Genomic DNA, 18,622 nt, shown 5'->3' on the forward strand with positions numbered 1-18,622 from the left:
TTTCAAAGGAACAGCGATCAAGCTGTTCCTTTTCTTTAATACAAAATACAAGTGAAAGAGGTATGCTTTAATATGACTGTTAACCAATCTATCATCCAAATACATCCTTCTGACAATGTGTGGATTGCGCTAAGAGATTTTGAAAAAGGGGAATGTATCGAAAAAGAACAGGTGAAAATCACACTTCAAGAGAATGTTCTTCGAGGACACAAAATAGCAGTAAGTCCGATAAAAAAGGGAGAAAATATTCTCAAGTATGGTTTTCCGATAGGGCATGCTACAAAAGATATCGCAATCGGTGAATTTGTTCACTCGCATAATGTAAAGACAAATTTAGAAGGTGAATTGAATTATTCATATAAACCAAAAAAGAGCAGTTCAATCGATAATCATAATCCTTCAACAGAGACACCTACGTTTCTGGGATATAAACGTGAAAACGGGGATGTTGGGGTAAGAAATGAATTATGGCTCATTAATACAGTTGGTTGTATTAATAAAGTTGCTGAAAACTTAGCGAAAATGGGTAACAACGTGCTAAAAGCATCGAATTTCGATGGTGTGCAGTACTTCGCGCATCCATACGGCTGCTCTCAGTTAGGGGATGACTTAGAATATACACAAAAAATATTAGCAAATTTAATCCATCATCCGAATGCCGGAGGAGTAGTAGTACTTGGACTCGGTTGTGAAAATAATTATATTGATTTGTTTAAAGAAGCAATCGGAGAATATAACCCAAACCGAGTAAAGTTTATGAGTGTTCAAGCGGAAGAAGATGAAATGGAAAAAGGCCTTGAATTAATGCAAGAGGTATTTGACTATGTAACTTCATTTGAACGAGAGGAAGTTCCTGTTTCCGCCCTAAGAATTGGACTTAAGTGTGGTGGAAGTGATGGACTTTCTGGTATTACAGCTAATCCATTATTAGGGTCTTTTTCTGACCGCCTGATTAGCTATGGTGGTTCTACTGCATTAACGGAAGTACCTGAAATGTTCGGTGCGGAAACCATTTTAATGGAACGTGCAAGAGATGAAGAAACATTTCAGGACATCGTTCATCTTATCAATGATTTCAAAAACTATTTCATAAAATACGACCAACCAGTTTATGAAAATCCATCTCCTGGAAACAAAGAGGGTGGAATTACTACACTAGAAGAAAAATCATTAGGCTGCGTACAAAAAGGCGGATTTTCTACCGTACAAGATGTGATTCCTTATGGCTCTCGTATAAATAAGGACGGCCTCACCTTGATCCAAGGACCAGGAAATGACTTGGTATCGGTAACAGCGCTTGCAACATCAGGATGTCAAATTGTTCTTTTTACAACAGGAAGAGGAACTCCATTTGGGGGCCCAACACCAACTGTGAAAATTTCTACTAACACACCTTTAGCAGAGAAAAAGAAAAACTGGATTGATTTTAACGCAGGTAAGCTTGTAGAAGACGCTTCGATGGAACAAATGACAGATGCATTTTTCGACTATATTGTCGATTTGGCATCTGGAAAGAAATTAACAAACAATGAAGTATTCGGATTCAAAGAAATTGCCATTTTCAAAGACGGAGTCACTATGTAAGGGGGCAAACAGATGAATATACTGCCTGATTTAAATCTAGCAACTTATAAAGAGTTAACGAGTCAATCAGTTAAAAGGGAATATCCAAAACGAGTGTTGCAAATAGGCGATGGAAACTTTATTCGTGGGTTTGTAGATTGGATGATTTATGAATTAAATAGAAAAACAGACTTTCAAGGAAGTATTGTTTCGATGCAAGCGACACCTAGAGGAAAAACGGTCCCAAAACTTCAAAAACAAAATGGTTTGTTTACTTTGCTATTAAGAGGTATTCAAGATGGGGAAGAAGTGAATGAAAGACATGTAGTAGATTCGATTGCGCAAGCGATTAATCCATATGAAGACTGGGCAGAAGCATTAAAGGTAGCGGAGTTAGACGAGGTAGAGTTTTTATTTTCTAATACGACAGAAGCAGGGATTCAATATGAAAAGGAGACATTTGTAAAAGAAGTTTCTCCTATGTCATTTCCTGCAAAAGTGGTTTCGCTTCTTTACCATCGTTATAACCATTTTCAAGGAGCTGTAAATAAAGGATGGATTATTATCCCGTGTGAGCTCATTGAAAATAACGGGGACCAGTTAAAAAATATTTGCTTGAAGATTGCAGATGACTGGGAGCTTCCTGCTGACTTTACTAATTGGATGAACTCGGCTTGTACTTTTTGTAATACACTTGTAGATCGAATCGTACCTGGTTATCCAAAACAGGAAGATACATTACTATTTGAACAATTTGGCTATAAGGATGTCCTGTTAACGGTTGGCGAACCATATCACCTCTTTGTTATAGATGGACCAGATTTTATACAACAGAAACTTTCTTTTAAAGAAGCTGGTTTAAATGTTCAATTTGACAAGATAGAGACTTATCGAGAATTAAAGGTGAAGCTACTTAATGCACCGCATACGATGCTAGCTGCTATTGGATTACTATTAGAAATTGAAAGTGTAAAAGAAGGTATGGAAAATCCTTTGGTGTCTTCCTTTATTCAAAAAACCTTAAAAGAAGAAATCAGAGAAACTTTACCGCCAATTGGAAAAGATAAAGCTCTTCCTTATATGGAACAAGTATTTGATCGGTTTGCGAACCCAACGATCCATCATCGTTTAGCGGATATTAGTTTAAATAGTTATGCTAAATTTAAAGCAAGAATATGGCCAAGTTTATATACATATTATACTGAATTTGGTTACCCACCCACAAGATTAGTATTTGCGTTTGCAGCGCTGCTCCAATACTTTGCAGGGGTAAAAACCACTAGTAAATATGAAGTGAAAGATGATCAGAATGTTATCCAAAAGTTTCAAGCATTTATTAGTGTACCAACTCCTTCGTTAGAGGAAATGGCAAAATTTGTTGAGTCTATTATAAAAGAAGATTTTCTACAAACAAACGAAGACATGGAGAACATATCTTTAGCTGTAGCAAAAGAATGGCAGTTTATCCGTGAAGTAGGAATGAAAGTAGCATTAGAAAAAATCGAAGATGGAGTGTGACTTATGAAAGCAATCACATGTACAGAACCTGGAAAAATGGATGAAATTACATTAGATAAACCGGAAAACCTTGCAAATGGAGAAGTATTAGTTGCGATAAAACGAGTTGGTATTTGTGGTACGGATATACATGCGTTTGGTGGCAACCAACCTTTTTTTAGTTATCCACGAGTATTAGGGCATGAACTATCAGGAGTGGTTGAAGCTATATCAAATAATGTAGAAAACGTGCAAGTTGGAGATACAGTAACGATTATTCCATATTTACATTGTGGGAAATGCTTAGCATGTACTATCGGTAAAACAAATTGTTGTACCGAGATGCAAGTGTTAGGTGTGCATGTGGATGGAGGAATGGCTGAATATTTGAAAGTTCCTGCTAGTCATGTGTTTGCGGTTAACGAATTATCCTTAGATGACGCAGCCATGGTTGAACCTTTGAGTATTGGAGCACATGCAGTTCGAAGAGCAGCTATAAAAGAAGGGGAAACAGTATTAATCATTGGTGCAGGTCCGATCGGGCTAGGTGCCGCTCGTTTTGCAAAATTACAAGGAGCAAAAACGATCATGATGGACATTAGTGAAGAGCGTTTACAATTCTCCAAGGAATGGGCAGACTGTGACTTAACGGTAACTGCCTCTGAGAACGCAATCGATCAATTGAAAGAAGTAAACAATGGGCCCCTACCTTCAATTGTAATGGATGCAACTGGCAATAAACAATCGATGACGAACGCATTTAACTATGTGAATCATGGAGGAAAACTAGTTTATGTGGGGCTTGTCAAAGATACAATTACATTCTTCGATCCAGATTTCCATGCAAAAGAACTAACCCTTCTTGGAAGTCGTAATGCAACCAAAGAAGACTTCGAATATGTAATCAATTGCTTACAAAAAGGCCAGGTTAAATCTAGTTATGTGACAAATAAAATCACCTTCGATGAAGTAAATGCTTATTTCCAAGCTGGAAATTTCCGAACAAACAAAACATTAATCACCGTTACGGAATCTTAATGTATACACTGAATAACTTAACGAAAAGCAAGTAGAAATGGTGTCCTTATTACTTATAAGGACGCTTTTTTTGTGCTTTAGGAAAACTTTTTACAATATAAGATATTGATCATTGGAGCTAAGGCTTTAGATTTATAATTAGTTCAAGCACATTATAGAGAAACTGCGCGGTAAAGATCTCAAGATGTTCGCCATGATTTCCGCTCCAGGCGGACGCTTTCCGTGGGGCGAGCGGTGAGCCTCCTCCTCCGCTAACGCTACGTGCGGGGTCTCACCTATCTCGCTAATCCCACAGGAGTCACCGCCTTGCACTCCAATCAATAGAACCTACTAATAATCACTATAAAGTATGTCTTATTCTATTAATCATAGGTTTTCCCTATAGAAAAAACAATGTAGCACTAGATCTAGTGCATTATGTCTTAGTAATTAGCAAACTCTACTGGATTGTAGCGAAAGGGTGGCGACTCCAGCGGGAACAGCACGAGCTGAAAGCCCCGCAGGAGCGTGAGCGACGAGGAGATTGAAGCCGTGCCCGCGGAAAGCGTCCACCCTGTAGCGAAAATCACGGCGGATACCTAATAAAGCCTTACCACGCAGTTTCCCTATAATGTGAAGTATCACCCTGCATTATTATCCAGTTAAAGGTACTAACATTTTTTTATGCGTGAAGTGCTAGCCCGAGACTATTTCCAATTCTTTTTCATATTAAACTGCAAAACTTTCGTATTTTCAGTATAATAAGAAAGTAAGCGTTTTTATTTACAAAGGGGATGAAGAAATGAATTTCGATTTAACACAAGAACAACAAATGATTCGCAAGACAATTCATGAATTTGCGGATGAAGTAGTCGCACCAGGTGCAATCGAACGAGACAAAACGAAAGAGTTTCCAAAAGAAATCTTTAAACAGCTAGCCGACATGGGGATGATGGGCTTGCCGTTTGCAGAAGAGTACGAGGGAGCAGGAGCAGATACTGTTAGTTTTGCGATTGTAACAGAGGAGCTAAGTCGTGCATGTGCATCAACAGGTATTACTTATTCTGCACATATTTCACTTGGTGGAGCTCCACTAAATTTATTTGGGACAGAAGAACAGAAACAAAAATATCTAGTGCCAATCTGTACAGGAGAGTCGTTCGGAGCATTTGGTCTAACAGAACCTAACGCTGGCTCGGATGCAGGAGGAACTCAAACTACCGCTAAAGAAGATGGCGGGGACTTTGTTATCAATGGAAATAAATCATTTATCACAAATGCCAGTCATGCGAAGCATCTAGCTTTAACGGCTATAACAGATGTAAAAGATGGAAAAAAAGAAATATCAGCGATTATTGTACCAACTGATGCTGAAGGTTTTACCGTCATCGATAATTACGAAAAAATGGGCTTAAATGCATCTAATACAACAGAATTAGTGCTTGAAAATGTGCGAGTACCGCAGGAAAACTTGCTTGGAAAACGTGGAAATGGGTTTAGACAATTTTTAGTGACGCTTGATGGAGGACGGATTGGTATAGGTGCAATGGCAGTTGGAATTGCACAGGCTGCATTTGACCGTGCATTACGCTATTCAAAGGAACGGAAACAATTTGGAAAAACCCTTTCTGAATTTCAAATAACCCAATTTAAGCTAGCAGATATGGCGATGAAAATAGAATTGGCTCGAACAATGGTTTATAAAGCGGCATGGCTAAAAGATCAAGGACGAGCATTTGGAAAAGAAGCTGCTATGTGTAAACTGTATGCATCCGAAATTGCGATGGAAGTGGCAGATCAAGCCATCCAAATTCATGGTGGATATGGGTATATGAAAGAATATGAAGTAGAACGTTTCATGAGAGATGCAAAACTGCTTGAAATTGGAGAAGGAACATCTGAAGTTCAACGCATGGTTATCGCAAGACATATCGGTTGCTAAGTCGAAATTATGTCTAAAATGTCACAAAGAAATAAAACTTCCTCTTTAAGACTTTTCGTTTTCGTTAGAATGCAGTACAATATTAGTGTTGACTAATTCTATTTAGAAAAGTATATAGCAAGAGGGAGGGTAAATTATGAAAAAGAATCCAATTATTCCGTTTTTATTAATTATGGGATTTGGTATTGGTTTAATTTTCTTCTTATCAATTCAAGGTGTAAATAACAAAGAAGAAATTGCTGCTACAGAAGAAGCTGCTGAAGGCGGTGCAGCTGAAGGAGAAGCGACTGCTGGTGAATTTGATCCAGCTGAGTTTGCACAAGGGAAATGTATTAGCTGTCACGGTGCCAATTTTGAAGGACAAGGCAATTTCCCATCATTAGTAGGGACTGCTCTTTCAGAAGATGAGGTTAAAGACGTATTAGCTAATGGTAGAGGTGCAATGCCAGGTGGTTTAGTACCAGCTGAAAACATCGATGCTATGGCTGCATGGGTTAAATCTTTAGAATAGTATCATATTTTTTTCAAAAAGACCTTTGATTCTACAAAAGAATCGAGGTCTTTTTTACTTTTTGATATAATGAGATGTAGAAGAGGTGTTTACAATATGAATGCAAAAAATTTATCGGAAAGACTAAAAATAGTTGCTTCCTTTGTAGAAAAAAATAAAACTTTGGCGGACATCGGAAGTGATCATGCTTATTTGCCTTGTTACTTAGTACATACAGGTATTATTAAAAAAGGAATTGCAGGCGAAGTGGTAAAAGGCCCATTTGAATCTGCGCAAAAGCAAGTGAGAAGTGAAGGTTTAGAACAACAAATAGATGTACGTTTTGGAAATGGACTAGAAGTAATTAAAGAGTCAGATCATGTCCAAACAATTACAATAGCTGGTATGGGTGGTCCGCTTATTGCCTCTATTTTAGAAGCTGGAAAAGACAAACTTGATGCGGTAGAAACGTTAATCTTACAGCCGAATATTCATGCAAAGGCAATACGTGAATGGGCGATCAAAGAAAACTGGAAAATTACTAACGAAACTATACTAGAAGAGCATGATAAAATTTATGAAATTGTTGTTCTTCAAAAAGGGAATATGGAGCTTACTGATCAAGAACTACTTGTTGGACCTTATTTGATGAAAGAAAAATCAACTGTTTACCATAAAAAATGGTCCAATGAATTGCGGGAATGGCAACGAATCATGGATCAGTTAGATAAAACCGCACTGTCCCAGGAAGTACAAAATAAGAAAGAAGAACTCGAAAGAAAAATAGCTTTAGTAGAGGAGTCGTTATAATAAATGAAGCAACCAAATGGTCAACAGATCATCTCTCTTTTTGAACAATGGGCACCAAAATCACTAGCTGTCGAAGGTGACTCGATTGGACTACAAATCGGTACGCTAAATAAGTCAGTGTCAAAAGTACTTGTTACACTTGATGTAAATCCAAAAGTCGTGCAAGAAGCAGTAGAACTCGGCTGTGAGTTAATTATCGCGCATCATCCTCCAATATACCGCAAAATGAAAAATATGCGGACAGATTTGCCACAAGGAAGACTAGTAGAACAACTGATCAAACATGATATCGCGGTATATGCTGCACATACAAATCTTGATATAGCCACTGGTGGAGTAAATGATTTGTTAGCAGATGCATTACATCTAAAAAATGTCGAAATAATGGAGCAAACAACTGCTGAAAAGTTAATGAAGTTAGCGGTATACACACCTAAAGAATCGACGGAACAAGTAAGAGATGCTCTAGCTAACGCAGGGGCTGGACAAATTGGTGATTACACTAATTGTAGCTTTACCTCGCCAGGTGAAGGACGTTTCAAACCTTCAGCAAGTGCAGATCCTTATATCGGAAAAGCAAATGAGCTTGCCGTTGTCGAGGAAGATAAACTAGAAGTAGTGTTTCCTATTTCTATTAAAAATCGAGTGCTGAAAGCTTTGCTTACGTCGCATCCATATGAAGAGCCTGCATATGATCTTCTATTAATGGATCTAGAAGTGAATGAAAAAGGTCTTGGAAGAATTGGAACATTACCAAACCCAGTTACGCTTTCTGAATATGCGCAAACTGTAAAGCAGCAACTACAGGTTCCATTTGTTCGTGTAGTTGGACCTTTGGATAAAACGATTCAGAAGGTTGCAGTATTGGGCGGGGATGGCAATAAATATATACAAACTGCAAAAAGAGCAGGGGCAGATGTATTTATTACTGGTGACCTGTACTTTCATGTGGCACAAGATGCTGAGGCAATCGAATTAGCGGTAATCGATCCTGGTCATCATATCGAATCTATTATGAAAACAGGTGTGGCAGATTATATGAATACAGCATGTATCGAAAAGAAGCTTACTTGTTCATTCATTCCATCTAAACTTTCGACAGAACCATTCCAACTTATATAAAAAGAAGCTGCTTCCGGTGAAGAGAAGCAGCTTCTTTTTATTAGTTATTTACTGGGTATGGTTCAATTCGTTCTACCGGTTTTGGAACTTTGATTTTTGGTAATATTTTTTCGTGTATAACTTTTTTCGTTGTGTCGTGTGTAGTAGGATCTTTCGGATCATACTTCTCAAGAAACTGAATTACTTCTTTCACAATTGGAGTAGGAGTGGATGCTCCAGCGGTAACTGCTACATGATTTATATTATCTAACCATTCTAGCTTTAAATCCGAAATGTCCCCGATGCGATAAGAAGGAGTACCTGCTATTTCCTCTGAAACTTGTGTCAGTCTATTAGAGTTGTTACTCATCGGATCTCCTACAACTATTAATAGCTCCGCTTCACCTGCTTGTTCGGCAACTGCTTCTTGTCTAACTTGTGTCGCAAGACAAATTTCTTTATGCACATCAATATGTGGATATTTTTCTTTTAATTTTTCCATTAAATGTACAACATCCCATTGAGACATTGTTGTTTGGTTTGTTACAAGTAATTTATCTGTTTGGAGGTTTAAATTTTCAACATCCTCTAAAGTTTGAACAAGGTGCACTTTATCCGGTGCAACTCCAATTGCACCTTCTGGCTCTGGATGACCTTTTTTACCAATATAAATAATGTCATAGCCTTCCGCTGTTTTTTCTCTAATCAGATCATGAGTGACAGTAACATCCGGACAAGTTGCATCAATTGATACTAATCCTTTTTTACGTGCTAATTCCTTTACTTCAGGGGATACCCCATGGGCCGTAAAAATAACAGTACCTTCGTCCACTTTAGATAGAATGTCTAAACGGTTTTCACCATCTAATGTAATAATTCCATCTTGTTCAAAAGCATCTGTTACATGTTTGTTATGGACAATCATTCCTAATATATATATTGGCCGTGGAAGAGAAGTATCAAGTGCAGCATTGCGGGCAATAATCATTGCATCCACTACACCATAGCAATATCCTCTTGGCGAAATTTTTTGTACAATCATTTCAGAAACTCCCTTCTGGTGCAAACATACATCTATTATAACGGAGCCCTAACATGAATACAAAAGTTTAACTTTTTTCACTATACAGAGTATCGGCTTTTTACTTATAATCGATCCAACTGCACCGCCAGCCCCTGGGGGTCAAATGTGAAAAAGCTGCTCCTGCGCAAGCTCGTCGCAAACAAAAAAGCTTGTGGTGGCTGGGGAGCTGCCTCCTTGGCCCGCACGATACGGGTTATGTCTGCCTTGCCACACGATGTGGCGCACTTGGCAGACCTCCCCCGTCCCCATTTGCCTGTCGGGGCTAACATAGGCGCTTCCGCTTTTCTAGAAAGGTGGTTGGAAGATACGTGGAAGAGAAACACCATTTGTACTTGCTGCGGCTGTTCTTGCTACATTTGAAGCTGCTGAAGCAGCCGAAGCGACATTTGCTGTGGCATTAGTTGCAGCAGCGGTATTTGGGACATTTTGAAACCCGCGGTATAGCTTTAATAATGCAGGCACATTTTGAATCATAGGAGCGTACTGTCTAACCATAGGAGTGAGTTGTTGAGCAGTATTTAAAAACTTATCAGCTGTTTGCAAATAGGACATTGCTTTACTAGGACCTTGCGCTGCCTGTGCAGCTTGTGCTCCCTGGGCCATCCCTCCAAATGGGTTATTCGCTTGCATCCGACCAGCCATATTCCCGATATTACCTAAAAAATTTCCAGTCGGACTATTAGGTCCCATATTAGAAGCTATATTTCCGAGATTACTAAGAAAGCCTCCACCTTGGCTAGGAGCGGCTGTAGGAGCAGAAAAGTTTCCTAGACCCCCGCCAAAAAATCCCCCAGCAGGTGAAGATGGTGGAATTTGAGGAGCTCCTGTCAAGTTAAAAAAACCACCTCCACTATTTCCGCCTTGAGAAAACGGATAAAAAGATTCGTAGCGCATGTTTTCATCTCCTTTCGAACAAATAAAGTCTAATCTATTCTATGCAAATTATACGTTTTATGTACAATCGTGGTACAATAAAGAAATGTGAGGGAGGGACTAAAATGTCCAAATATACAGATTATAATTTTCAGCCTTTTTTGCAAAATGCAATTGATAAATTAGGCTTCCAAGAACCAACGCCAATTCAAAAAGAAATGATTCCTTTAGTGTTAAAAGGGAAAAGTGCGATTGGTCAAGCACATACTGGAACAGGAAAAACACATAGTTTTTTGATCCCAATTGTTGAAAAAATAGATGCGAGTAAACAAGAAGTACAAGCAATTATTACATCACCAACAAGAGAGCTTGCAACTCAAATATACAATGAGTTGAACAAGCTAGTAGAAGGTACAGAAATCCAGACGAAATTATTTATCGGTGGAACGGATAAAGCACGTGCGATTGAAAAACTAAAAACACAACCCCAAATCGTCGTAGGTACACCCGGAAGACTTCGTGATTTAACTGTAGAGCAAGCATTACTAGTGCATACATCGAATATTCTAGTAGTCGACGAAGCGGACTTGGCATTCGACTTAGGATTTATAAATGAAATCGATCAGTTTGCTTCCCGTATGCCAGAGAAACTTGAAATGTTTGTATTCTCCGCAACGATTCCTGAAAAGTTACAACCATTCCTGAAAAAATATATGGATGCACCTGTTCATATTAAAATTGGAGACAAGCGTCCGGTTGCAGAAGGAATCGACTTCACTGTCGTGCCAGTTCGTAGTAAATCACGTAAAAAACGCTTGCTTGAAGTTATGGAAGGGATTAATCCATATTTAGCAATTATTTTCGCCAATACAAAGCAACATGCAAACGAAGTAGCGGGCTTCTTGCAAGAAAATGGGATTAAAGTCGGCGTTGTGCACGGAGATATCGCCCCACGTGAACGTACACGTGTGATGAAACAAATTCATGATTTGGAGTTTCAGTATATTGTCGCAACTGACTTGGCGGCGCGTGGGATTGATATTCCAGGTGTAAGCCATGTCATTAACTATGAGATTCCAGATGATTTAGAGTTCTTCATCCATCGTGTTGGAAGAACTGCACGTGCAGGTCTTACTGGTTTAGCGATCACTTTGTATGAGCCATCGGATGAAGATGCATTAAATCGTATTGAGAAGATGGGGATTACATTTGAACATAAAGATGTGACAAACGGCGAATGGTCCGAGTTAAAAGAAAGACATGCTCGTAAAAACCGTCCAAAAATGGAAAATGAAATAGATGCGAAAGCGAAAGCATTAGTACGTAAGCCTAAAAAAGTAAAACCAGGTTATAAACGTAATATGAAATGGGAAATGGAAAAAGTAAAGAAAAAAGAACGTCGTATTAAAAACCGTAAGAAATAAGGGGGACATACCAATGCTATTAGGGTCACATGTTTCGATGAGTGGAAAAGAAATGCTGCTTGCATCAAGTAAAGAAGCAGCATCATATAGTGCAAACACCTTTATGATTTATACAGGTGCACCTCAAAATACTCGTAGAAAACCTATAGAAGAATTGAATATAGAAGCCGGATTACAACATATGAAAGAAAATGGATTATCTAATATTGTTGTACATGCCCCGTATATTATTAATCTTGGTAATACAACAAAACCAGAGACATTCGCACTGGGCGTAGATTTTTTACAAAAAGAAGTAGAACGGACTGCTGCTATTGGAGCAACGCAAATTGTTTTGCATCCTGGAGCGCATGTTAGTGCAGGAGCAGAAGCTGGAATTGCTAAAATTATCGAAGGCTTAAATGAAGTGCTGACACAGGATTACCCGGTTCAAATTGCATTAGAAACAATGGCTGGAAAGGGTTCTGAATGTGGCCGCACTTTTGAAGAACTTGCTCAAATAATAGATGGGGTTACAAATAATCATCGTCTCTCTATTTGTTTAGATACTTGCCATATTCATGATGCTGGATATGATATCGTGAATGATTTTGACGGTGTTTTAAACGAGTTCGATAAAATCATTGGGCTAGATCGTTTAAAAGTACTGCATATTAATGACAGTAAAAATGTATGCGGTGCAGCGAAGGACCGACATGAGAATATTGGTTTCGGAGAAATTGGATTTGAAACCTTACTAAAGGTTGTGCATCATCCGCAGTTAACGGAAATCCCTAAGATTTTAGAAACGCCTTTTGTAGGAGTAGATGCGAAAACAAAACAAGCTCCTTATAAAGTGGAAATTGACATGCTTCGTTCAAAATCATTTAATCCAGAAGCAATTGATGCATTGAGATAATAAGAAAAAGTACCCTCTTTAGCGAAAAGAAGAGGGTGCTTTTTCAATTATTTCTTTATATAAGGCTGTTGCACGTTGTTCACCAAGCAATTGAATAAGTTTTTGCTGGATGGATACAGGTACCCCTAATACAAGCCAGGATAACGAAATCTCCTGTAATAGGGGATGCACTCCATCTAATTCTTTATCGGATAATTTAATATCAAACCCTTTTAAAATTGTCTTAAATTCCTTTTTAGAGCAGTTTTGTAGCTGCCCAATAAACTTCGCTATATCCATTTAAACTTCCTTTCAAGTAATATTTATTTACAGAAGCCAGATTTTCCACTATACTTGAATATTGTAAATCGTAACGATTATGAATTAGAATAGAGGAAATTATATATGGCCACACCATTAATACAATTAGATAACGTATCTTATCAATATGAACAAACAAAAGCGTTAAAGGATATAAATTTAAAGATTGAAGAAGGAGATTTTTTAGCCATTATTGGTCCCAATGGATCTGGGAAATCTACTTTATTAAAAATAATTCTTGGTTTATTAAAACCTACAAGTGGAAGAGTCCAATTATTGGGGCAACCAGTGGATCAATTTAAAGAAAAAGAGCAAATCGGTTATGTTTCTCAAAAATCAAATGCATTTAATACAGGTTTTCCTGCTACAGTAGCCGAAGTCGTACGAAGTGGGCTGGTGAAAAAAATTGGTTTATTTCACCGTTATCCTAAAAATGTTCATCTAGAAGTTCGACAAGCACTTAAATCGGTAGGGATGGAACAGTTCGCACATCGTAATATTGGAGAACTTTCCGGTGGGCAACAGCAACGTGTATTTATTGCAAGAGCATTGATAAGCAATCCAAAGGTGTTAATACTTGATGAGCCGACGGTAGGTATAGACAGTAAAAATGTTCGTTCGTTTTATCTTATGTTATCTCATTTGAATCGGGAACATAATATTACAATTGTTTTAGTAACGCATGATGTCGACGCTGTGTCAAAAAGTATTAGTCATGTAGCCTGTTTGAATCGGACAATTCATTTTCATGGGTTTAAAAACGATATGGATACAATGAGTGATGAGCAACTAGAAGCTTGGTATGGACATGCAGTTCGAAAAGTGGATCATCGAAGTGAGGTGCAAGTATGATAGAATCAATACTTCGTTATGAGTTTCTACAAAACGCCTTTGCAGCCGGATTGATCATTGGCGTGATTGCACCACTTCTAGGGGTGTTTATCGTGGTACGTAGACTATCGCTAATTGCTGATGCACTTAGTCATGTGACACTTGCAGGAATTGCAGGGAGTTTGTACTTAAGCCAATCTATTAGTGCATTGGGATTGTTAAATCCATTATATTTAGGTATTACTGCTTCTGTGACGGGGTCGTTGTTTATCGAACGTCTTCGCAGACTGTATAAGCATTATGAAGAACTGGCAATTCCTATCATTATGTCAGCTGGTCTTGGCTTTGGGGCAATTTTCATCTCGCTTGCCGAAGGATTTAGCTCTGATTTATTTAGTTACTTATTTGGTTCTGTTTCAGCGGTAAGTAGACAAGATTTGTGGATTGTCGTCATTATTGCATGCATCGTTGTGGTATTTTTGAGTTTCTTTTTTAAAGAATTATTTGTTTTGTCTTTCGACGAGGAGTATGCCAAAGCATCGGGACTACCTGCAAAATGGGTTCATGTGCTGTTTATGATAGTGACAGCATTAGTTATTGCAGGCTCCATGCGCATTGTTGGTATATTGCTAGTGTCTTCTTTAATCACGTTACCAGTCGCAGCAGCGATGCGTATTTCCAAAAGTTTTAAACAAGCAATTTTTTTCTCTATTGTTTTTGGAGAACTGGCAGTTATTGTTGGCCTAGCAAGCGCATTTTATTTGGATTTAGCGCCCGGTGGTACAATTGTTGTCGTTTCTATTATTATCTTACTTCTGACGATATACCTTAAAAAATGGACGAAGAAGGGAGTTCCTGCCTAATGAATATAGAAAAAGCATGGGAAATTCTTAAAAAAGAAGGCTTTAAAAAAACGGACAAGCGTGAACAAATATTAGAGATTTTTTCGCAAACGGAAAAATATATTACAGCAAGAGATATTTTAGATGTGATGATGGCAGAGCATCCGGGGATGAGCTATGATACGATCTATCGAAACTTAAGTACCTTTGTTGATTTAGGTATTTTAGAAGAAACAGAGCTTACTGGAGAAAAGCATTTTAGAATGCAATGTGAAGCGGATCATCATCACCATCATTTTATATGTATGTCTTGTGGGAATATTAAAGAAATTAACTATTGTCCGATGGAGACGCTGCAAAATGCGATTCCTGGATATGAAATTGAAAATCATAAATTTGAAATATACGGTAATTGTCCGAATTGCCATTAAATAAACCTCGCCAAATCAATGTTTGGCGAGGTTTAATTTTATTCCATACATATAAACTATGTCATCACTTTATATTTTATCCGACATACGAATTCACTCATGGAAGTTACTGAGAATAGGTAAAGATTATAAGATTAATGACTTGGATTGATTATTGCCAACATCTGATGATCTTCCCAGTGGCCGTTTATCTCTACATTTTTCTTAGCAATTCCTTCTTTATGAAAACCAACTTTTTCTAATACTCGAATGGAACCAATGTTATGGGGCATAACCCCAGCTTCAATTCGATGCAAGTGAAGAGTATCAAAAGCATAATTAACGACTAACTTTGCAGCTTCGGTTGTGTAACCTTTGCCGTTTTGTTCTTGATCTAATGAATACCCAAGAATCGCACATTGACGAGGTCCACGCATCACTTGAAATAATCCGATGGTTCCGATGAGGAAATCATCATTAGATCTAAATATTCCGAAACGATACTCCATATCTTTATCTGTATTCTGTTGCCATTTTTCGATTAATTCTTTTTGGGCTTCTATAGTAAAAAAATTAGATGGACGAGTAATTGAATAGTTTTCAAAAAAAGCTTGATTTCTCTTTTCTAAATTCAATAACTCCTCTGCATCTGAAAGGGTGAGAGGGCGTATATAAACGTTTGACATGAAATCTTCCTTTCTGTGAGAAATAACCAACATAATTATATCATAAAGAATTAACCCGATTTCTAGATACAACCTCTAGTTTAAGTATAAAATAAATAGATAGAAAAAAGACCTTGTCTTCTATTGACAAGGTCTCTTGAAAATTATTTATGCAAAGTAAGCGCAAATTCTTTTTCAATCCAGCTATTTGCCTCAATCCAATTGTTTACTCGTATAACTCCTTTAGGAGAGGGTTGCTGATTATATGGTGTGTTAAATAATAACACGGGAATGTTTAATTCCTCATTTATTTCAACCGCATTGTCATGCTTATCTTCAAAGAAAACGTGGACGCCATGCTTTCTAGCTGTTTCGATTTTGTTATGCGTACCGATCAATTCAATGTGATCGTATAGCAGTTCTTGTTCTTTGAACCAGTTTAACGTTACATCCATCACATTTTCCCCACGAGCTGATATGAAGTATAATTCATATTTTTCTTTCCAAGCAGATAAGACAGCATGCGCATCGGCTTGAATAGGGGAAGTCGCATAAATAGTTGCTTCTGATTTTTTAAACCACTCATAAAATTCTTTTTCATTGACAGGAAAAGCTTTTGTTAAGTCATATTCTTTAATGTCACTTAACTGTAAATTACATTTAAATGCTTCATTAATATGTGGAAGCAAAGAAGTAGGGCAAGTTACTGTCCCGTCTATATCGATTCCGAATCGAATATTCGTCATATTTCCGACCCCTTATGCCTTTTGTATTTCTTCTTGTTCTTTTTGTTTTTGTTCTAGTTCTTGCTGAGCAAAATATTCTGCAGCAATTTTATCGATTTCAATTTTTAACTCTTCTACCATTGTTTCTTCTGGTACTTTACGTACTGTTTTTCCTTTACGGAACAAAAGACCTTCTCCGCGCGCTCCGGCAATTCCGATATCTGCTTCACGCGCTTCACCAGGACCATTTACTGCACAGCCTAAAACCGCTACTTTAATCGGTGCTTTAATATTGGAGATATATTCTTCTACCTCATTTGCAATGGAGATTAAGTCAATCTCAATACGTCCGCATGTAGGACATGAGATGAGTGTTGCTGCATTGGAGGATAAGCCAAATACTTTTAACAATTCGCGTGCAACTTTTATTTCTTCTACTGGGTCAGCACTTAGTGAAACACGAAGCGTATTCCCGATACCCATGGATAGTAGTGTACCAAGACCAGCCGCACTCTTTATTGATCCAGCAAAAAGTGTTCCAGATTCTGTGATACCTAAATGCAATGGGTAGTCAAAAGCTTGAGAAGCCTTTTTGTATGCTTCCACTGCTAAGTTAACGTCTGAAGCCTTCATTGACACGATAATATCGTGAAAATCTAAGTCTTCTAATATTTTAATATGGTGCAGTGCGCTTTCTACCATACCATCTGCAGTTGGATAACCGTATTTCTCTAAAATTTTCTTTTCTAAAGAACCAGCATTTACACCAATGCGGATAGGAATACCTTTCGCTTTTGCGGCGTTTACTACTGCCTCTACTTTTTCTTTACGTCCGATGTTACCTGGATTAATACGAATTTTATCTGCACCTTGCTCAATCGCAATTAGCGCTAGTTTATAGTCAAAATGGATATCCACAACTAGTGGTATATTAATTCGTTTTTTTATCTCTCCGATCGAATACGCGGCACGTTCATCAGGACAAGCGACACGAACGACTTGACAACCAGCTTCCTCTAGTCGCAAAATTTCTGCAACTGTTGCTTCCACATCATGTGTTTTTGTTGTCGTCATACTTTGGATAAATAGTTCGTTACTTCCACCTATAGTTAAGTTTCCTACTCGAACTGGACGAGTTTTGGAACGATGAATTATTTCACTCATGTAATTCTCTCCTTCTCGAGGCTTTTTGCCATCACTATCCACCATTTTATCAGTCTTTCGAAGGTATTGACAAGGAAGAAACCTCTATTTGTTAATTTTTACATTGTGCAGGTGATATATATACGGGTAAAAGTACTTGCTCACCTGCTAGAAAGCTTTGGTTGCTAAGATGCGGATTCAATGTATAGAAATCATTTAATCTCTCTGTAAAGGTTACGGATTTTGCTGCTGGATACATGGAAAATAACGAATAAATAGTATCTCCTCCAACAATTTCAACTGCAATATAATCGAGTGTTTCTATACATTCTTCTTCAGCCGGGTAATATGCAAGTGGGATTGTACCTTCGAATAAATCTACTTTCACTATATAGAACGAGATTAAGAGTAAGATAGTTGCTAAGAATATTTTCATCATAAAACCCCCTTGTCCTAATCTATGCATAAGTAAGGGGGCGTATGATTATCTTTTTATAGGATAATACTTAGTAGCGAGTAGTAAATAGACTAAAGTTATTACATAAATGGCAATCTGTACATAACTGCTCGTCCATTGTAATAATATCGCCAAAATAGCTATGAGCATTGGAACCGTACTAGCAAAGAGGGTTGTCCGCCATATATGCCTGTATTCTCCTTTTCGTTTTCTTAAATAGAGAATAATCGATCCAATATAAGCGAATATACTAATTTGTACAAAGATTATGAGCGTATTAAATACAAATAAAAATAGAAATGCAAAAGGATAGAGAAGCCACTGAATTTCTGAAAAGTACTCAAGCAAGCCCTCCATACTTGTTTGCTGATCTGATATTCCGTTCATAAAAAAAATGAATGATATCACTGTCATGATGAAAATATAACTAAATATGTATTGCATCACTTTTCCTATAGGAATTAGTCGAAAAGCCGCAATTTTTTTAGGACTATGTAAACTTGCCTTAAAAATCTGGAATAAATTCACGAATGTCACCCTTTCCTACTTA

General features: G+C 37.7%; 20 protein-coding genes. 12 read left to right on the forward strand and 8 right to left on the reverse strand.

What is annotated here, in order from left to right; translation table 11 throughout:
* Positions 1-72 precede the first annotated feature (72 nt).
* The 7 genes from FG382_RS07630 to FG382_RS07665 all read left to right on the forward strand — a co-directional run bounded on the left by FG382_RS07630 (position 73) and on the right by FG382_RS07665 (position 8,441).
* Positions 73-1,584: a UxaA family hydrolase gene (locus FG382_RS07630; RefSeq protein ID WP_142538304.1), complete on the forward strand. Its 1,512-nt coding sequence runs from the start codon at positions 73-75 to the stop codon at positions 1,582-1,584.
* Positions 1,585-1,596: 12 nt separating this feature from the next.
* Complete coding sequence (locus tag FG382_RS07635) at positions 1,597-3,081, forward strand: tagaturonate reductase (RefSeq protein ID WP_142538305.1); 1,485 nt, start codon at positions 1,597-1,599, stop codon at positions 3,079-3,081.
* 3 nt (positions 3,082-3,084) lie between these two features.
* Positions 3,085-4,098 carry a zinc-binding alcohol dehydrogenase family protein gene (locus tag FG382_RS07640; protein ID WP_142538306.1) on the forward strand — a complete coding sequence of 338 codons (1,014 nt, stop codon included), beginning with the start codon at positions 3,085-3,087 and terminating at the stop codon, positions 4,096-4,098.
* Between the two features lie 781 nt (positions 4,099-4,879).
* A complete protein-coding gene (locus tag FG382_RS07650) occupies positions 4,880-6,019 on the forward strand; it encodes an acyl-CoA dehydrogenase family protein (protein ID WP_142538308.1) in 1,140 nt (379 codons plus the stop codon).
* 136 nt (positions 6,020-6,155) lie between these two features.
* A complete protein-coding gene (gene cccA, locus FG382_RS07655) occupies positions 6,156-6,530 on the forward strand; it encodes a cytochrome c550 (protein WP_142538309.1) in 375 nt (124 codons plus the stop codon).
* Between the two features lie 96 nt (positions 6,531-6,626).
* On the forward strand, positions 6,627-7,319 hold the full coding sequence (locus tag FG382_RS07660; protein WP_142538310.1) for a tRNA (adenine(22)-N(1))-methyltransferase: 693 nt from the start codon (positions 6,627-6,629) through the stop codon (positions 7,317-7,319).
* Positions 7,320-7,322: 3 nt separating this feature from the next.
* On the forward strand, positions 7,323-8,441 hold the full coding sequence (locus tag FG382_RS07665) for a Nif3-like dinuclear metal center hexameric protein (protein ID WP_142538311.1): 1,119 nt from the start codon (positions 7,323-7,325) through the stop codon (positions 8,439-8,441).
* Positions 8,442-8,481: 40 nt separating this feature from the next.
* Here FG382_RS07665 and FG382_RS07670 read toward each other — a convergent pair whose 3' ends face one another.
* On the reverse strand, positions 8,482-9,462 hold the full coding sequence (locus FG382_RS07670; protein ID WP_142538312.1) for a 4-hydroxy-3-methylbut-2-enyl diphosphate reductase: 981 nt from the start codon (positions 9,460-9,462) through the stop codon (positions 8,482-8,484).
* A 327-nt stretch (positions 9,463-9,789) separates the two neighbouring features.
* On the reverse strand, positions 9,790-10,398 hold the full coding sequence (gene vrrA / locus FG382_RS07675; protein ID WP_142538313.1) for a VrrA/YqfQ family protein: 609 nt from the start codon (positions 10,396-10,398) through the stop codon (positions 9,790-9,792).
* A gap of 104 nt (positions 10,399-10,502) precedes the next feature.
* On the opposite strand from vrrA, the gene FG382_RS07680 reads away from it, so the two are divergent.
* A complete protein-coding gene (locus FG382_RS07680; protein WP_142538314.1) occupies positions 10,503-11,801 on the forward strand; it encodes a DEAD/DEAH box helicase in 1,299 nt (432 codons plus the stop codon).
* Between the two features lie 13 nt (positions 11,802-11,814).
* Entirely contained in the window at positions 11,815-12,699 is an 885-nt protein-coding gene (locus FG382_RS07685) for a deoxyribonuclease IV (RefSeq protein ID WP_142538315.1), read from the forward strand.
* Between the two features lie 18 nt (positions 12,700-12,717).
* On the opposite strand, the gene FG382_RS07690 is transcribed toward FG382_RS07685, so the two are convergent.
* Entirely contained in the window at positions 12,718-12,978 is a 261-nt protein-coding gene (locus tag FG382_RS07690) for a hypothetical protein (protein WP_142538316.1), read from the reverse strand.
* Between the two features lie 105 nt (positions 12,979-13,083).
* On the opposite strand from FG382_RS07690, the gene FG382_RS07695 reads away from it, so the two are divergent.
* Genes FG382_RS07695 through FG382_RS07705 form a run of 3 tightly spaced genes read left to right on the forward strand, consistent with a single transcriptional unit; the run spans position 13,084 to position 15,103 of the window.
* Positions 13,084-13,851 (forward strand): metal ABC transporter ATP-binding protein, encoded by a 768-nt coding sequence (locus tag FG382_RS07695; protein WP_142538317.1) that lies wholly within the window; start codon positions 13,084-13,086, stop codon positions 13,849-13,851.
* A complete protein-coding gene (locus FG382_RS07700) occupies positions 13,848-14,693 on the forward strand; it encodes a metal ABC transporter permease (protein ID WP_142538318.1) in 846 nt (281 codons plus the stop codon). Before FG382_RS07695 ends, FG382_RS07700 begins: the two co-directional genes overlap by 4 nt.
* Positions 14,693-15,103: a Fur family transcriptional regulator gene (locus FG382_RS07705; protein ID WP_142538319.1), complete on the forward strand. Its 411-nt coding sequence runs from the start codon at positions 14,693-14,695 to the stop codon at positions 15,101-15,103. The genes FG382_RS07700 and FG382_RS07705 overlap by 1 nt, the downstream gene beginning before the upstream one ends.
* 134 nt (positions 15,104-15,237) lie before the next feature.
* Here FG382_RS07705 and FG382_RS07710 read toward each other — a convergent pair whose 3' ends face one another.
* From FG382_RS07710 to FG382_RS07730, 5 genes are all read right to left on the reverse strand, one after another.
* A complete protein-coding gene (locus tag FG382_RS07710; protein ID WP_142538320.1) occupies positions 15,238-15,768 on the reverse strand; it encodes a GNAT family N-acetyltransferase in 531 nt (176 codons plus the stop codon).
* A 143-nt stretch (positions 15,769-15,911) separates the two neighbouring features.
* On the reverse strand, positions 15,912-16,493 hold the full coding sequence (locus tag FG382_RS07715; RefSeq protein WP_142538321.1) for a hypothetical protein: 582 nt from the start codon (positions 16,491-16,493) through the stop codon (positions 15,912-15,914).
* Positions 16,494-16,505: 12 nt separating this feature from the next.
* Positions 16,506-17,627 (reverse strand): flavodoxin-dependent (E)-4-hydroxy-3-methylbut-2-enyl-diphosphate synthase, encoded by a 1,122-nt coding sequence (gene ispG / locus FG382_RS07720; protein ID WP_188713322.1) that lies wholly within the window; start codon positions 17,625-17,627, stop codon positions 16,506-16,508.
* A 100-nt stretch (positions 17,628-17,727) separates the two neighbouring features.
* On the reverse strand, positions 17,728-18,051 hold the full coding sequence (locus tag FG382_RS07725) for a hypothetical protein (protein ID WP_142538323.1): 324 nt from the start codon (positions 18,049-18,051) through the stop codon (positions 17,728-17,730).
* A 48-nt stretch (positions 18,052-18,099) separates the two neighbouring features.
* Complete coding sequence (locus FG382_RS07730; protein ID WP_244950524.1) at positions 18,100-18,459, reverse strand: DUF1189 family protein; 360 nt, start codon at positions 18,457-18,459, stop codon at positions 18,100-18,102.
* Between the last annotated feature and the right edge of the window lie 163 nt (positions 18,460-18,622).

Origin of the sequence: Psychrobacillus lasiicapitis (genome assembly GCF_006861795.1) — a bacterium.
Classification (GTDB): Bacteria; Bacillota; Bacilli; order Bacillales_A; family Planococcaceae; genus Psychrobacillus; species Psychrobacillus lasiicapitis.

Bases quoted from the DNA above. Each gene is read 5' to 3' on its own strand.
- FG382_RS07630 (WP_142538304.1), top strand. From the start codon at position 73: ATGACTGTTAACCAATCTATCATCCAAATACATCCTTCTGACAATGTG.
- FG382_RS07635 (WP_142538305.1), top strand. From the start codon at position 1,597: ATGAATATACTGCCTGATTTAAATCTAGCAACTTATAAAGAGTTAACG.
- FG382_RS07640 (WP_142538306.1), top strand. From the start codon at position 3,085: ATGAAAGCAATCACATGTACAGAACCTGGAAAAATGGATGAAATTACA.
- FG382_RS07650 (WP_142538308.1), top strand. From the start codon at position 4,880: ATGAATTTCGATTTAACACAAGAACAACAAATGATTCGCAAGACAATT.
- cccA (WP_142538309.1), top strand. From the start codon at position 6,156: ATGAAAAAGAATCCAATTATTCCGTTTTTATTAATTATGGGATTTGGT.
- FG382_RS07660 (WP_142538310.1), top strand. From the start codon at position 6,627: ATGAATGCAAAAAATTTATCGGAAAGACTAAAAATAGTTGCTTCCTTT.
- FG382_RS07665 (WP_142538311.1), top strand. From the start codon at position 7,323: ATGAAGCAACCAAATGGTCAACAGATCATCTCTCTTTTTGAACAATGG.
- FG382_RS07670 (WP_142538312.1), bottom strand. From the start codon at position 9,462: ATGATTGTACAAAAAATTTCGCCAAGAGGATATTGCTATGGTGTAGTG.
- vrrA (WP_142538313.1), bottom strand. From the start codon at position 10,398: ATGCGCTACGAATCTTTTTATCCGTTTTCTCAAGGCGGAAATAGTGGA.
- FG382_RS07680 (WP_142538314.1), top strand. From the start codon at position 10,503: ATGTCCAAATATACAGATTATAATTTTCAGCCTTTTTTGCAAAATGCA.
- FG382_RS07685 (WP_142538315.1), top strand. From the start codon at position 11,815: ATGCTATTAGGGTCACATGTTTCGATGAGTGGAAAAGAAATGCTGCTT.
- FG382_RS07690 (WP_142538316.1), bottom strand. From the start codon at position 12,978: ATGGATATAGCGAAGTTTATTGGGCAGCTACAAAACTGCTCTAAAAAG.
- FG382_RS07695 (WP_142538317.1), top strand. From the start codon at position 13,084: ATGGCCACACCATTAATACAATTAGATAACGTATCTTATCAATATGAA.
- FG382_RS07700 (WP_142538318.1), top strand. From the start codon at position 13,848: ATGATAGAATCAATACTTCGTTATGAGTTTCTACAAAACGCCTTTGCA.
- FG382_RS07705 (WP_142538319.1), top strand. From the start codon at position 14,693: ATGAATATAGAAAAAGCATGGGAAATTCTTAAAAAAGAAGGCTTTAAA.
- FG382_RS07710 (WP_142538320.1), bottom strand. From the start codon at position 15,768: ATGTCAAACGTTTATATACGCCCTCTCACCCTTTCAGATGCAGAGGAG.
- FG382_RS07715 (WP_142538321.1), bottom strand. From the start codon at position 16,493: ATGACGAATATTCGATTCGGAATCGATATAGACGGGACAGTAACTTGC.
- FG382_RS07725 (WP_142538323.1), bottom strand. From the start codon at position 18,051: ATGAAAATATTCTTAGCAACTATCTTACTCTTAATCTCGTTCTATATA.
- FG382_RS07730 (WP_244950524.1), bottom strand. From the start codon at position 18,459: ATGAACGGAATATCAGATCAGCAAACAAGTATGGAGGGCTTGCTTGAG.